Genomic DNA, 14,167 nt, shown 5'->3' with positions numbered 1-14,167 from the left:
CTTGATAAAGATAAATGAACAGCTTGCTAAATATAGAAATAATCCTATCTTGGCTATGTTGATAAAAAACAGAGTGAGTTAGTTGTCAATAATCTACTTTTGATCCTATCAGAAATAGGTTTTTTATTGATTTAAGATAAAGTCAGTGAATTTATTAGCATAACTATAAATATCAATAGCAAAATCAGATATATTATCATTATTTGTATTAATTAAGAGTCTACTCCAGTGACTGATTGGATCGTAAATGATCTTTATTTCTCCTGGCTTTCTGTTAAAATCATTAACAAAATTAAGAATATGCTGCCCGCTATAGTTATCGTATAAGATTTTATTTAGACAAGATAGATCAATTTTATCTTCTCCTGTTTGAAAATCCATAATCTTATCAGGGGCACTCGATTTTGAATCTTCAAACGACAGACAAACAAAAATATTTCTTTCTACTGGGCCAGTTCTCAACGGTGAGGAATGATCTACATATTTAAAATCTATTTGCTGCTCACTATTTTTTGCGTCATTGGTATGATAACTTTGATACGAAACCAAATTTGCAGAACTATTATTTGAGCCATTAGTCTGCCTAAATGTTGCATCTCTACCCCAAAGTATATCTTTCCCTAAGCCGCCATAAATAACATCTCCGCTAGCACCACCTTTAATTATATTATCGACATTATTACCAAATATAGTAGCTTGCCCATAACCACCTATCACGTTTTCAATAACCGTATTTTTTGCGATTGAAGCATTCTTTATCCATCCGCCGACATCTGAAAATGAACCCGAATTTAAATTAATCAGTTGAGTTTGAGAGTAACCAGAAAAATCTAATGTATCATTCCCGCCTGCGTCCCATACTGAGAATATACAACCGATACGTGGGTCACTAACTGTATACCAATCTTTATTAGTTTTGGAATTAAAGCCATAAACATCATCGCCAGATGGTGTGAGTATATTCGCGCCATAAAGCGCTTGAACAGCCGCAATATCATCTATAAGCGGTGCTGATGCATAAGAACCATGAAAATAACCACCAGTATTATTTCTGGCCAATAACTCATGACACTATACTGACGGCTATCTTCTTCACAAGGCGCGTTGGCCAAATAACAAACATCTTCTTGTGTATTTTTATTCCAACTAAGTGTCTGAGTTTGCTTATTCATTGATATCTGACAGAACAGAAAATAGTCTATTAAATCAGAATAAATAATCGGCCTGCTGTTATCCTCTCGCAAATATATTTCAACACTGAGTGTTTAGCTATATGGTATGAATTAATACAAATAACCCCTCATGGATGGGGTTATTTATGGTTTAAAAAGGGTCGATACATAGAGCGCGGTAAAAATAAATCCTTTATTTTATTCTATTAGCCATTACTAATTAGTGTTATGTCCTGTAGCTGAAATAAAATTATGCCAGTTTGATAACGACCATCCCGGTAATCAATAAAATAATACCGCCCCAACCTTTATAATTTAGCCGTTGATTAAACAAAATCCAACCAGCGGCAACCGTGGCTACAACACCAAAAGCTCCCCAAAGTGCATAAGCAATCGAAAGCTCAATACCTTTTACCGCTACAGCTAATGCACTAAAAGCACCTAAAACGGCAATTAAAGATAATACACCTATCCACAGTCGCTTAAATCCATTTGATAACTTTAAAAAAATATTAGCCACTATTTCTAAAATAACGGCCAGAAATAGAAAGGCGCCATGCCACCATTGATATTCCGCTAACATATTATGCCTCCTTAACAATTTTAGTCATTTTATTGAATGGCCTTTTTGGCGTAATTTTTTTCCCCTGTTTTATCGAATGTAGTGTGTTAGTTTTTTTAGTACCCGATTTTATTAGCGCTATACCCATAATAAGTAATGCTAATCCAATAAGTTTCATTGGTGGTAATGATTCATTAAATAACAAAACACTAAATGCTGTTATAAAAATTACCCCAATACCTTCCCAGAGAGCATAAGCTACTCCAAGAGCAACTTTTTTTACTGCCATTGCCAATAATATATAAGATGAAGCAATCATAAAATACATTACCAATAAGCCAGTCATATCACCGCTGACGCTAGAATACTTCATTGATAAAGTACCAATGACCTCTGTGACAATTGCTGACGCTAAAAATATCCAATAAATCATTATATTACCCTGTTATTGGCAATCATCAAAGCTATAGATAAATACCTAAATTGGTAATAACTAAGTGATGATTTAAATTAAAAGCCCATTTACGGTAAAACCTATTAGCAACAGGAGACGCTACAAGGCACCACACCAGTGATGTTCACTAGAAATAATAGATATTTTTGATAAGAAAAGATGAGAGCTACTACGTTGATTTTTGACGCTAGACATGATATTTTATTCATGCATCACACGGCCATTTTTTTATTTCATTTAACCATCCATATGATATACTATGAATCCTCACTATTGATAGAAAATAAATACAAAGCTATTTATATCATAACCATTGTATTTACTCAAATAATTATAATAAATTCCAACTAAAATGGAAAAAGCTACCAAAATAAGGGTAATAAACCTAAACATATTATACCCTATTACATAGACAAAAACTATTCGAACTCATTCCATGAACGCCCATCTTTGGCGATCATCGCATCAGATGCCTCAGGTCCCCATGTACCCGCCTGATAAAGTTTAGGTGGCTGATCATCCTTTGCCCAAGCGCCCATAATAGAATCCACCCATTTCCAAGCTTCTTCTACTTCATCCCGACGGACAAACAGAGCTTGAATACCACGCATAGCTTCTAGTAATAAACGTTCATATGCATCAGCCAAATGGATTTGATTAAATGTTTCAGAAAAACTCAGATCTAATTTTGTCGTCTGTAAATGATGTTTATGCTCAAGACCCGGGGCTTTGTTTAAAATTTCAATATCAATTCCTTCATCAGGTTGTAATCGAATAGTTAATTTATTTTGCGGTAGATCCTGATAAGAATCAGAAAAAATATTTAACGCCGGTTTTTTAAAATAAACCACCACTTCAGAGCATTTTGCCGCTAATCGTTTGCCAGTTCTTAAATAAAACGGCACGCCAGCCCAACGCCAATCATCAATGTCAACTCGAATTGCCACAAAAGTTTCCGCTTTACTGGATTGATTTGCCCCTTCTTCCGCAAGATAGCCATCCACTTTTTTGCCTCGAATAGAACCTGATGTATATTGACCTCGGACGGTTTTTTCACGTACATTACGATAATCAATCCGACGCAATGAGCGCAATACTTTAACTTTCTCATCTCGTATGCGATCTGCTGTTAAATCCGCAGGCGGTGACATGGCAATCATAGTCAAGATCTGTAATAAATGATTTTGGACCATATCACGCATCTGCCCAGCTTGATCAAAATAATCCCAACGTCCTTCGATACCAACCTCTTCAGCAACTGTGATTTGTACATGATCAATCGTTCGATAATCCCAATTATTAATAAATAAAGAGTTAGCAAAACGTAAAGCTAATAAATTGAGCACTGTTTCTTTACCTAAATAGTGATCAATACGATAAATCTGGTTCTCTTTAAAATACTTAGCAACCTCATTATTTATATCTTGGGAAGAGGCAAGATCACTGCCTAATGGTTTTTCCATAACAACCCGATTTGGCTTCTTATTGAGGCCAGCATGGCCTAAGCCATGGCAAACCGCACCAAAAGTCGTTGGTGGCATAGCAAAATAATATATAGCGGGTTTACTATCACCCTCAAGATATTTTGCTAGTGAATTAAATTTGTTCAGATCCTGAACATCTAAATTAAAAAAATCAAGGAGCTTACTTAATTTTTGCCATAAACTGGGCTCGATTTCCTCATTTAAAAAAGTCTCTAACGCATCTTTAGCTTCTTTTATATAGGCGGCAGCATCCCATTCAGCCCGACCAATCCCTATAATACGCGTATCAGGATGGATATAGCCCATTTTTTCCAATTGATAAAGGGAAGGCAATAATTTGCGGCGAGTCAAATCTCCTTTTGCGCCGAAAATAATTAAATTACATGCCTGAACAGCTTTATTAATTGCCATGATATGGATTCTCCTTAAATACCAATTCTGTAGTGCTATGATAGCTTCAATCGAGAAAATAAATGTACCTTTTTGACTCGTCCGGGTAAACAAAGCCACAATATTTTATTTTGCTCAAAAAATAATTCGCAACAAACAAATTTGATTAGTTATATATAATTTTTAATTCTTCATATTTATTAAACTAAAATGCAAAGTAAATTAGACACCCGTCATATTTTTAATAAAAATTCAGTTAATAACTTCCTTTTTTTCATTACTGACCAAACAACGCGTAGTATATTTTGACTTAAGTAACAAGATTCCCCCTTTAGCAATATTAGTGAAACGGGTAGCTTTTCAGTATGAACACATTAGAACAAATAAATAATAACTTTGAGTATTCCAGTAAATCAGAAAAGAAAGTTGCCAATTCAATCTTTGAAAGCCTACAAAAAGCGATTCACCTTTGTATTGCAAGCCTAGCTAAATTGGCTAATGAGAGCAAACCCACTGTAAATAGTTTTTGCCGTATAATAGATACCAAGGGTTTTCCTGATTTTGAATTACGATTGGCACAAAGCTTCGGCAATGGAACATCCTATGTTAATCGTTTGGTTGATCAAGATGATACTGTCAGTTGCCATACACAAAAAGTTTTTGATTCCGCCATCGCACAATTAGGTATTGTAAAAGATAACCTAAATACCACAAACATTAATCGTGCTATCGATCTATTAACCCAAGTAAAGAAGAACGCTTTCTTTGGTTTAGCTTCCTCAGCAGTAGTTGCCCATGGCGCTATGAGTAAATTTTTTCATTTTTATATCCCAGTGGTCTATTTCGTTGATGTCATCATGCAACACATATATTGTATTAACTATCGCTATGGTGACGTTGTGATTTACATTTTACCTCCTGGGCCGCACTCAAAACTTGGTTGAATAAGCTAAAGTTGCTAAAGCCAATGACGGCTATAGTCATTGCTATTACTACCGCTAATTTCCCTCTGGCACAAATCGCTTCCTTATCTATCACAATTGCTGTACCTAAATATACCAATATTTACATGCCGATGGTATTACGACTAGCACAATTAACATTAATAGATGTGCTAGAAACTGGCTTTATTTTACGTCGAGGGCAAAATTTTAGAGATAACTTAAAGCGCGTAAAAGATATATTACATGATGTATATCCTGATAAAATCTAGGGCTATTTACTTTTAGCAAACAGATCAATATCAGCAAACTATAGATCTGTTCGTTTTACTGCAAAAAATATTCTCTCTAGCTCAGGCATTTAAATGATACAACAGCACACTTTAATAAAGGGATTAATTTCATTTCTATGTAATAACCTATCAACCAACACCAATTTTAATAAGTAACGGAGTCATAAATGTCGAGACGACTTAGAAGAACGAAAATTGTACTACTCTCGGTCCCGCGACTGATCGTGATAATAACCTGGAAAAAGTGATTAAAGCCGGCGCAAACGTTGTTCGTCTAAACTTTTCTCATTGCTCAGCAGAAGATCACTTACAACGCGCAACAAAAGTACGTGAACTTGCAAAATCATTAGCACAACATGTCGCTATTCTTGCTGATCTACAAGGTCCTAAAATTCGCGTTTCAACATTTAAAGAAGGAAAAATTTTTCTTCATATCGGTGATAAATTTATCTTAGATGCCAATTTAGCCAAAGGTGAAGGTAATCAAGAAAAAGTCGGCATTGACTATCAAGGTTTACCCAATGATGTGGCATCAGGTGATATTCTGTTACTCGATGATGGACGCGTTCAATTAAAAGTACTTACGGGTAAAAGATCAGCAAATTCTTACTGAAGTAACTGTTGGCGGACAACTATCAAATAATAAAGGGATCAATAAACTTGGTGGTGGTCTATCCGCAGAAGCACTAACAGATAAAGACAAAGCCGATATCTTGCTCGCAGCTCAGATCGGTGTCGATTTTTTAGCGGTTTCTTTCCCCCGCTCAGCAGAAGATCTAAATTATGCCGACGCCTGGCTCGTGAAGCCGGTTGTGATTGTCAAATTGTCGCTAAGGTAGAGCGAGCTGAATCAGTTGCCAATGACAAAGTTATTGACGAAATTATTTTAGCCTCAGATGTGGTCATGGTTACTCGAGGTGATCTAGGTGTTGAGATTGGCAACCCTGAGCTGGTCGATGTACAAAAAAACTAATTCGCCGGGCACGCCAACTAAACCGTATTGCCATTACTGACGCCCAGATGATGGAATCGATGATCACTAATCCGATGCCAACCCGAGTTGAAGTGATGGACATTGCTAATGCTGTGCTGGATGGCACTGACGCTATTATGTTATCAGCCGAGACAGCAGTAGGCCAAATATCCTGCTGAAACCGTTGAAGCCATGGCTCAGGGTTTGCCTTGGAGCAGAAAAGATGGCTGGCATAAATATTGGCCAAACATCACCTCGATGATATATTTGACAGCGTTGAAGAAGCGATTGCGATGTCAGCTGTGTATGCTGCCAATCACTTAAAAGGAGTAAAAGCGATTATTGCCATGACAGAATCATGCCGTACCGCTTGTATGATGTCTAGGATCAGTTTAGGTTACCAATATTTTCTATCTCCCATCATGAAAAGAACTTAAATCTACCGTGGCGTAACCCAGATTTATTATAATAAGGAGACTAATACAATTAATGCTGTTAAAAATGCCTCTGGAAAAAAATTATATTGAGCCAGCTGATTTAGTCTTAGTCACCCAGGGCGATCAAATGGGTCAGATTGGTAGCACCAATACCTACCGAATATTAAAAGTCGAATAATTTCACATCATAAATACATTTAACCACATTATACACACGGGGTTTTTAATTACCAAAAATATTACTATCATTTTTCACCGCTTTTTTTATGACCCAGTCATTATTCTTTCTAATAAATGAATTAGAAAAAAATAATATAAATCAATTGAATATTAAATTAATTAAACTAATAAAATTTAGATTTTAATTGACAAAATAATTAACTTTTTTTTTTACTTTTCTTCCCACTAAAGAAAAAGACATTCTTTAGCATTTATTAAAGGTATTTTGATATGTATAAAAAATAATTTCAGCTACTGTTTATTGACTCTTAGTTTATTATCAACACCAACATTAGCAATCAATCAAGAAATGAAATATAACGGAATAATAACTTATTCTACAATAGAAAAAATAAAATAAGCTTACAATATCTGATCAAGGTGAAGTTAGTATCGATATTAAATCACCTGATAATAATGGTGTATCATATAATCAATATCGGCGATTTAATATTAACAAAGGCGTGATAGTACAATTTAATAACCATAAAAAAAAATAAAAATATGCTTTCTCAAGGAGCTTAATCAGCAAAACTAATTATTAATCAAATTAATTCTAGCAAAAAAAAATTTACATGGTTTGCTTAATATAAAAGGATCTCCAGCAAAAGTTGTTATTCCAATCCTAATGGTATTACCTGCGATGACTGCCTGTTTAGTAATACAACCGGATTTGATTTGGTTGCTGGTAACATGAATTATGCCACTAACATAGTAAACTACCAGGCTGATAAGGGAAAAATAATTTTTACTGGTTTAGGAATATGGGGGAATGGAAATTCATCAATAAATGAAAAAAAAAACAAATTTTTATCCAACCACACTGTATACGCAGGAAATGTTCGTTTTAATAATGCTGCCAAAGTTAATCTCGCTAAGCAGTATTATGTTGTTGATAATGTTAAAACTGAAATCGATGGTTATTATTATAATAATAGAAAAATTTCCGGATTGACAGGAGATAAAACAACATTTGTACTTACAGAAAATAGCTATATTTATGCGAATCAATTAAGGATCTTTATCCGTAAAAACTCATATTTAAATAATAAAGGTACGATTGACGTTGTAGCAAATAAGGAGGAGATAGGTGTTATGTCGATTAAAGCAGACTCTATTTCTAATAAACATATAATTTCTGCTTTAGGCGCTATTAAGGATAATGAATATATTATCCCGTCTTCAATAAATATTACCACTAAACATTTAATTAACCACCAGGATGCAGACATTAAAGCATCCTAAGGGAACTTCAAACTTGATAATTATAAAGGAAAAGGTTATTTTGATAAAAATATAAACCAAAAATTTTATAAACTTAATTAGTTGCTTTGCCATAATTTAACTGACTAACAAAATACCTAATTGTTTTTATTAATACGCTTTATTTCATCAAAAATATTATAAATAATTTTATTGCTATCAAGCGGTATTTTTTATTAATAAAGATCATCGCGGCAATAAGGCTCTATCTCCCCGGCTTTGCGTGTTTTTAATAATTTTAATATCCAGGTATATTGTGCCAGATAAGGTTTAACTAAATATTCCAACTCTTCGTTCATACGCCTGGCAATATAGTGATTACTCTGCCCGGCAATATCTACCATTGGCTCACGAATGTAGATATGTAATTGGTGAGTTTTATAGTCATAAACCGGAAATAATGGTACAATCTCCGCTTTACAAACTTTCATCAACCTCCCCACTGCCGGTAAGGTTGCTTTATAGGTTGCAAAAAAATCAACAAACTCACTATGTTCTTCACCGTGATCTTGATCTGGTAAATAAAATCCCCAATAACCTTGCCTGACACTGGCAATAAAAGGTTTAATGCCCGCTTCACGAGAATGTAAACGACCACCAAAATGATGACGAGCTTTGTTCCATAAATAATCAGCTACAGGATCCTTTTGATGATGAAACATGGCTGCCATTTTTTGGCCTCGAGCCGCTAATAGCATGGCTGGAATATCAACCACCCAACCATGAGGTACCATAAAAATAATATTACGCTGTTGTTCTTTTAATTGTTCAATAATTTGTTCATTATGCCAATGAGTTCGTGTCAAAGTTTTATCTACGCCGCGTAAAACTAATTCGGCTAATATTGCAAAAGATTGAGGTGCTACAGCAAACATTTCATCAACATATTTCTCTCTTTGCTGCTCCGTCAATTCTGGAAAACAATAAAGCAAATTAATTTTTGCCCGCCTACGCGAGCCGCCTTTTGCTAACTTACCAATTAACTTACCCATTTTTGCCAGTAACAGATCGCGTAACTTAATAGGCAAATAAGCTGTTCCCGCTAATAGCAATGCACCAACCCACATCCCCCAATATTGGGGATATAGGTAAATAAGATGAAAGCTAGGAATATAACCAAGTTTACTATCTGTATCCTGTTCTTTATTCATTAGTACACTAAAATACAACGTATAAAAATCTAAAATCTGAGATACATTATAATATTAACCTTATGATTTACATAAAATAATTATGGTAGTAAATAAAATGCTATTTTACAATCTAATTAGCTAACAAAAATCATATTAATTGCTTGCCAGCTTCGATTTATTCTCTTTAACGGATGCCAGAAAGAGTTGACGATCTTTACCTGTTAATCCACCTGAGTGAGGTAAATTAGCTGTTAATGGGTTAACTGCGCGCTGATTAAACCATAACTCATAATGAAGATGAGGGCCGGTAGTACGTCCAGTATTACCTGATAATGCTATACGTTCACCCTTTTTTACTTTATGACCTGGTTTAACAAATAATTTACGTAGATGCATATAACGAGTGGTATACTGACGCCCATGACGAATAGCAATAAAATTACCGGCCGCTCCACTATATTTCGCCACAATAACTTCACCATTACCAACCGCTAATATCGGTGTCCCGACGGGCATAGAAAAATCAACTCCCTGATGAGGAGCTGGACGCCTTGTTACCGGATTTATACGACGCAAACTAAAAGGAGAAGAGACTCTAAAGGTTTTGGCTGTAGGATAACGTAAGAAACCGCGCTCTAAGCCATTAGCTTCACTATCATAATAGCGACCATTTTCAGCTCGAAAGGCATAGTAATTCTTACCATTAGTTAATAAATGAACCCCCCACAAACGACTTTGTTCACTGTGACCATCAAGCATTTCGCGACTTAACAAGACCGAAAATTTATCACCTGACTTTAGTTTACACAAATCAATCTGCCATTGTAGTGCTTTAGACACTTCACGTGCCTCGTTATATGTTAAGCCTGAATTAACTGCACTAGAGGTAAAATTACCGTTTATTTTACCCTGGATAAACTTATCAGCCCAAACACCTTGACGCATTTGCTTCTCTTCATTAAAAGTACTAAAGGCATCTTGGCGAGTATAAACACGTGTTTCACGCTGTGAAATAATCCATGTCAGTGTCTGTAATTCTCCATCTTTATTCAATTCCCAGCTTAACGTTTGCCCTATTTGCAAATTCCGTAACGCTCGGTGTTGATTAGAAAGAGCCGCCACATCACCAGCATCTAAACCATACTGAGTTAAAATACTAGTCAGATTATCACCGTTTGAAACAACATGTTCATAGGGTGTATCAGCTCCCTTTTCATCAGTTACCCCTTCATCAGGTAACTGTTCGCTGCTATCGGTGATAATATCATCAGTATCCGAGTTATCTACTTGGTTAGTATTAGTTTCACTTTTATCTTTACTACCAAGAATAATACCTGGTTTTATTGGCGATGATTCTTGAGAAATATGTTCATCTTTATCATCGGGTTGAATAACAACAGGCCGCCAAATTACGACAGCCAATGTTGCTATAGTTAATGTGCCTAGCATAATTTTATGCGGTTTAGGCAAATTGCCATATACCTGAACGATAGTCTTCGCCATCTGCTGCACGTATTAAATTCCTTCTAGTTCTCATCCAAGCAGCTTTTAAATTGATTAGATAACGCTGTTAAAAATTCCACATAGCTATCCTTACTTAATCCGATGCCGCTCCCTAATGGATCTAATGTCCCCATATATACATCGATATCTTTTATAACAGCTTTAATCACGGCTGGCCTGAATTGCGGTTCAGCAAAAACACAAACTGCTTTTTTCTGAGCCAACATTGTTCTTATTTGATATAGTCTTTGGGCGCCAGGCTGAATGATAGGATTAATAGTAAAATAACCTAATGAGGCTAAATGATAGCGTTTTTCAAAGTAACCATAAGCATCATGAAAAAAAAAATATCGCTTATCTCCAACCGACTGTAACATCTTAGCAATATTTTGATCAGTTTGCGTCAATTTCTCATCGAATTTACGAAGGTTTACGTCCAACTGTTTTTTATATTTAGGATATAGAGCGACTAATCGGTGGTAGATAATGTTAGCTGCAATACGTGCAATGTCTGGTGACAACCAGATGTGCATATTATACTCATCATGTGAATGATGCTCATCATGATCATGATGATGGCCATGAGAATTTTTATTATTTACCGCTGTGCTATCTTCGCTGCTTTTCAGTAAGAGTGCTTTTACAGCTGGATCTTCAGCTAATGTGATCCGTTTTTCAGGGGGTAATTGTGCTAATGGTTTCTCTAAAAAAGTTTCTAAATTTGAGCCAACCAAAATGAAAAGATCAGCAGTTTTGATCTTTTCCAGGTCGGAAGGTTTTAAAGCATAATCATGGGGTGAAGCGCCATCAGGTAATAATATTTGTACATCAGTAACACCATTAGTAATAGCTGCGGTAATAAAACCTAACGGGCGAATTGACGTAACTACATCAGCTTGAGTAGTAGATAAGAAACTGAGTAATAGTCCAGCAAGAATGCATTTTTTTCCCATAATTTTTTGAACAATTTTTTTTGTTTTGTGTAATATAGAATAGTTTCCATAGACTAATTTTGATAATGTTATACTATAACATTTTAACCATCCTGCAAGAATTATTTACCATGCAAACGCTATTAAGCTTAAAAAATATTGCTGTTAGTTTTGGTTCACACCAAATTGTCGAAAACATCTCCTTTGATCTATATGCTGGAGAAATATTAACACTATTGGGGCCAAATGGTGCTGGTAAATCTACACTAGCTAAAATACTCCTCGGCCTAATTACCCCTAGTCAAGGAGAAATAATTTACCAAGCCAAATTACGCATCGGTTATGTGCCACAAAAATTATCGCTGGATATAACAATGCCTTTGACCGTTAAACGTTTTATGACATTAAAACCTGAGGTAAAAACTACTAATATTATTCCTACTTTAATACGTATCGGTGCCGATCATCTTATCGAGCAACAAATGCAAAAACTATCAGGCGGGGAAACTCAACGTGTTCTACTTGCCCGTGCTTTACTGAATCAACCACAATTACTTGTTTTAGATGAACCTACACAAGGCGTAGATATCAATGGTCAAGTCGCTTTATATAATCTAATTGATAATATTCGTACCGAATCAAATTGTGCTGTTTTTATGATCTCACATGATCTCCATCTTGTGATGGCAAAAACTGATAAAGTACTCTGTATTAATAAACAAATATGCTGCTCTGGTCGGCCAGAGGATGTGGCTTTAGATCCCGAATTTATTGCTATGTTCGGCCATCGTGGGATAGAACAGATCGGTATCTATCGCCATCATCATCATAATCATCAATGCGATTTAAATAATGAGATTGAAGATAAACCTACAGGGAACTGTCATCATGATTGAACTATTACTACCTGGGTGGTTAGCCGGCATGCTGTTAGCCATTGCCGCAGGACCGCTAGGCTCTTTCGTTGTATGGCGGCGTATGTCATATTTTGGTGATACTCTCGCTCATGCTTCATTACTTGGTATCGCTTTTGGTTTGTTACTCAATGTTAATCTGTTTTATGCCGTTATTGCTATCACCCTTCTTCTTGCAATTTTGTTAGCCTGGCTAGAAAAGCGCCCACATCTGGCCATCGATACCCTATTAGGCATAATGGCACATAGTACCCTATCACTTGGATTAGTAGTCGTCAGTTTAATGAACAATGTTCGTATGGATTTGATGGCTTATTTATTTGGCGATTTATTATCGGTAACCACTGAGGATGTTTTTTCAATCGCGATAGGTGTTACTATTGTTTGTTCAATTATTGTCTGGCAATGGCGTAATTTACTGTCAATAACAGTTAATCAGGACTTAGCTTTTGTTGATTGCGTAAAAATACAGCAGCCTAAAGTATTATTAATGCTGGTTACTGCCCTTACCATAGGTATTGCCATGAAATTTGTTGGTGCTTTAATTATTACATCATTATTAATTATTCCTGCCGCTACTGGTAGACGATTTGCCAAAACACCAGAGCAAATGGCAGTAGTTGCTATTATTATCGGTATGTTTGCCGTGACGGCTGGACTTGCTCTATCTGCCCACTACGATACACCTGCAGGGCCCTCGGTTGTGATCTGTGCCAGTGCTTTATTTGTATTAAGTTTATTTATTAAAATAAAAAACTAATCTATTTATGCGATAAAATAAATTATTTTTAAAATTGTATAAATACCCTATTCCCTCACTACAAATCCATCAATTATGACTTGTGAGTGAGTTTTTATTTTGCTAATCGAATTAGAACCGGTAACCGACACCAAGCATCCATGTGCCGACTTTTATATTTTTTAAATTAGTATGTTCAAAAGATAATTTGGTATGTTCATAAGTAACATCAATAGCTAAATTCTCCACCGGATTAGTTTGTAAACCCGCACCATAAACTAATTCAATTTCAGTGTCTTTAAAAGCATTTGCGAATGGTGATTTTGCCTCAACCCTACCACACGAGTAGCTCCAATTAATCCATAAAGACTAATATAGCGATTAAAACGAATAACTAGGACCAAAACTTAATGAAAAATAAATTATATCTACATTAGCAACTTTAATATTATAAATTTTCAAATAATTTTCTTGATTAGTATAAGTCAACGAACCAATAAAACCCCAGTGATTATCAATACGATATTTAATATTAACACCCTTTGGTTTATCCAGAAATTTTTCATCTTTAAATTGTAGATGACTTTGTGCATAATCTAGCGATAAAATGTTTTCACTTGCTGCACAGGCATTAGCAGAAACACAGGCAAATATAGTAGCAATGACAGATCTAATAAATATTTTTTCATTTATCTTCTATTCCTAATAGAATAATATTTAATTCAATAGTCTTTATAAGATATGAAATAAATCGTCCT

General features: G+C 35.3%; 10 protein-coding genes and 3 pseudogenes. 5 read left to right on the top strand and 8 right to left on the bottom strand.

The window, feature by feature from the left end:
- Positions 1 to 123: 123 nt before the first annotated feature.
- From ARADI_RS02665 to zwf, 4 genes and pseudogenes are all read right to left on the bottom strand, one after another.
- Positions 124 to 1,091, bottom strand: a pseudogene (locus tag ARADI_RS02665) (M10 family metallopeptidase C-terminal domain-containing protein); the annotation flags it as partial.
- A gap of 331 nt (positions 1,092 to 1,422) precedes the next feature.
- Complete coding sequence (mdtI, locus tag ARADI_RS02660; RefSeq protein ID WP_063655586.1) at positions 1,423 to 1,755, bottom strand: multidrug/spermidine efflux SMR transporter subunit MdtI; 333 nt, start codon at positions 1,753 to 1,755, stop codon at positions 1,423 to 1,425.
- Position 1,756: 1 nt separating this feature from the next.
- Complete coding sequence (mdtJ, locus tag ARADI_RS02655) at positions 1,757 to 2,167, bottom strand: multidrug/spermidine efflux SMR transporter subunit MdtJ (protein ID WP_119711041.1); 411 nt, start codon at positions 2,165 to 2,167, stop codon at positions 1,757 to 1,759.
- Between the two features lie 440 nt (positions 2,168 to 2,607).
- The gene (gene zwf / locus ARADI_RS02650) at positions 2,608 to 4,083 is read right to left on the bottom strand and encodes a glucose-6-phosphate dehydrogenase (protein WP_119711040.1); all 1,476 of its coding nucleotides are present in this window, start codon (positions 4,081 to 4,083) and stop codon (positions 2,608 to 2,610) included.
- A gap of 344 nt (positions 4,084 to 4,427) precedes the next feature.
- On the opposite strand from zwf, the pseudogene hexR reads away from it, so the two are divergent.
- The 3 genes and pseudogenes from hexR to ARADI_RS02630 all read left to right on the top strand — a co-directional run bounded on the left by hexR (position 4,428) and on the right by ARADI_RS02630 (position 8,170).
- Positions 4,428 to 5,275 (top strand): annotated as a pseudogene (hexR, locus tag ARADI_RS02645) (transcriptional regulator HexR).
- Between the two features lie 188 nt (positions 5,276 to 5,463).
- Positions 5,464 to 6,884: pseudogene (gene pyk, locus ARADI_RS02640) on the top strand (pyruvate kinase).
- A 734-nt stretch (positions 6,885 to 7,618) separates the two neighbouring features.
- Positions 7,619 to 8,170 carry a hypothetical protein gene (locus ARADI_RS02630; RefSeq protein WP_147392338.1) on the top strand — a complete coding sequence of 184 codons (552 nt, stop codon included), beginning with the start codon at positions 7,619 to 7,621 and terminating at the stop codon, positions 8,168 to 8,170.
- A 194-nt stretch (positions 8,171 to 8,364) separates the two neighbouring features.
- Here ARADI_RS02630 and lpxM read toward each other — a convergent pair whose 3' ends face one another.
- From lpxM to znuA, 3 genes are all read right to left on the bottom strand, one after another.
- A complete protein-coding gene (gene lpxM / locus ARADI_RS02625; protein WP_119711038.1) occupies positions 8,365 to 9,339 on the bottom strand; it encodes a lauroyl-Kdo(2)-lipid IV(A) myristoyltransferase in 975 nt (324 codons plus the stop codon).
- A 135-nt stretch (positions 9,340 to 9,474) separates the two neighbouring features.
- Positions 9,475 to 10,833, bottom strand: a complete 1,359-nt coding sequence (gene mepM / locus ARADI_RS02620; RefSeq protein WP_119711037.1) for a murein DD-endopeptidase MepM — start codon at positions 10,831 to 10,833, stop codon at positions 9,475 to 9,477.
- Between the two features lie 14 nt (positions 10,834 to 10,847).
- On the bottom strand, positions 10,848 to 11,813 hold the full coding sequence (gene znuA / locus ARADI_RS02615; RefSeq protein ID WP_439647086.1) for a zinc ABC transporter substrate-binding protein ZnuA: 966 nt from the start codon (positions 11,811 to 11,813) through the stop codon (positions 10,848 to 10,850).
- Positions 11,814 to 11,887: 74 nt separating this feature from the next.
- Here znuA and znuC point away from each other — a divergent pair, with 74 nt between their 5' ends.
- Positions 11,888 to 12,652, top strand: coding sequence for a zinc ABC transporter ATP-binding protein ZnuC (gene znuC, locus ARADI_RS02610; RefSeq protein WP_119711612.1), 765 nt, complete (start codon positions 11,888 to 11,890; stop codon positions 12,650 to 12,652).
- On the top strand, positions 12,645 to 13,430 hold the full coding sequence (gene znuB / locus ARADI_RS02605) for a zinc ABC transporter permease subunit ZnuB (RefSeq protein WP_119711035.1): 786 nt from the start codon (positions 12,645 to 12,647) through the stop codon (positions 13,428 to 13,430). Before znuC ends, znuB begins: the two co-directional genes overlap by 8 nt.
- A gap of 111 nt (positions 13,431 to 13,541) precedes the next feature.
- Here the strand turns inward: znuB and ARADI_RS02600 are convergent, their stop codons facing one another.
- Positions 13,542 to 13,769, bottom strand: a complete 228-nt coding sequence (locus ARADI_RS02600) for an Ail/Lom family outer membrane beta-barrel protein (protein WP_119711034.1) — start codon at positions 13,767 to 13,769, stop codon at positions 13,542 to 13,544.
- Between the last annotated feature and the right edge of the window lie 398 nt (positions 13,770 to 14,167).

Origin of the sequence: Arsenophonus endosymbiont of Aleurodicus floccissimus, assembly GCF_900343025.1 — a bacterium.
In the GTDB taxonomy this organism is placed as follows: domain Bacteria; phylum Pseudomonadota; class Gammaproteobacteria; order Enterobacterales; family Enterobacteriaceae; genus Arsenophonus.
Note: the sequence above shows the minus strand (reverse complement) of the source record. Positions and strands in the feature narration are given on the sequence as shown.

Coding starts and splice junctions, on each gene's coding strand:
- mdtI (WP_063655586.1), bottom strand. CDS start 1,755: ATGTTAGCGGAATATCAATGGTGGCATGGCGCCTTTCTATTTCTGGCC.
- mdtJ (WP_119711041.1), bottom strand. CDS start 2,167: ATGATTTATTGGATATTTTTAGCGTCAGCAATTGTCACAGAGGTCATT.
- zwf (WP_119711040.1), bottom strand. CDS start 4,083: ATGGCAATTAATAAAGCTGTTCAGGCATGTAATTTAATTATTTTCGGC.
- ARADI_RS02630 (WP_147392338.1), top strand. CDS start 7,619: ATGAATTATGCCACTAACATAGTAAACTACCAGGCTGATAAGGGAAAA.
- lpxM (WP_119711038.1), bottom strand. CDS start 9,339: ATGAATAAAGAACAGGATACAGATAGTAAACTTGGTTATATTCCTAGC.
- znuC (WP_119711612.1), top strand. CDS start 11,888: ATGCAAACGCTATTAAGCTTAAAAAATATTGCTGTTAGTTTTGGTTCA.
- znuB (WP_119711035.1), top strand. CDS start 12,645: ATGATTGAACTATTACTACCTGGGTGGTTAGCCGGCATGCTGTTAGCC.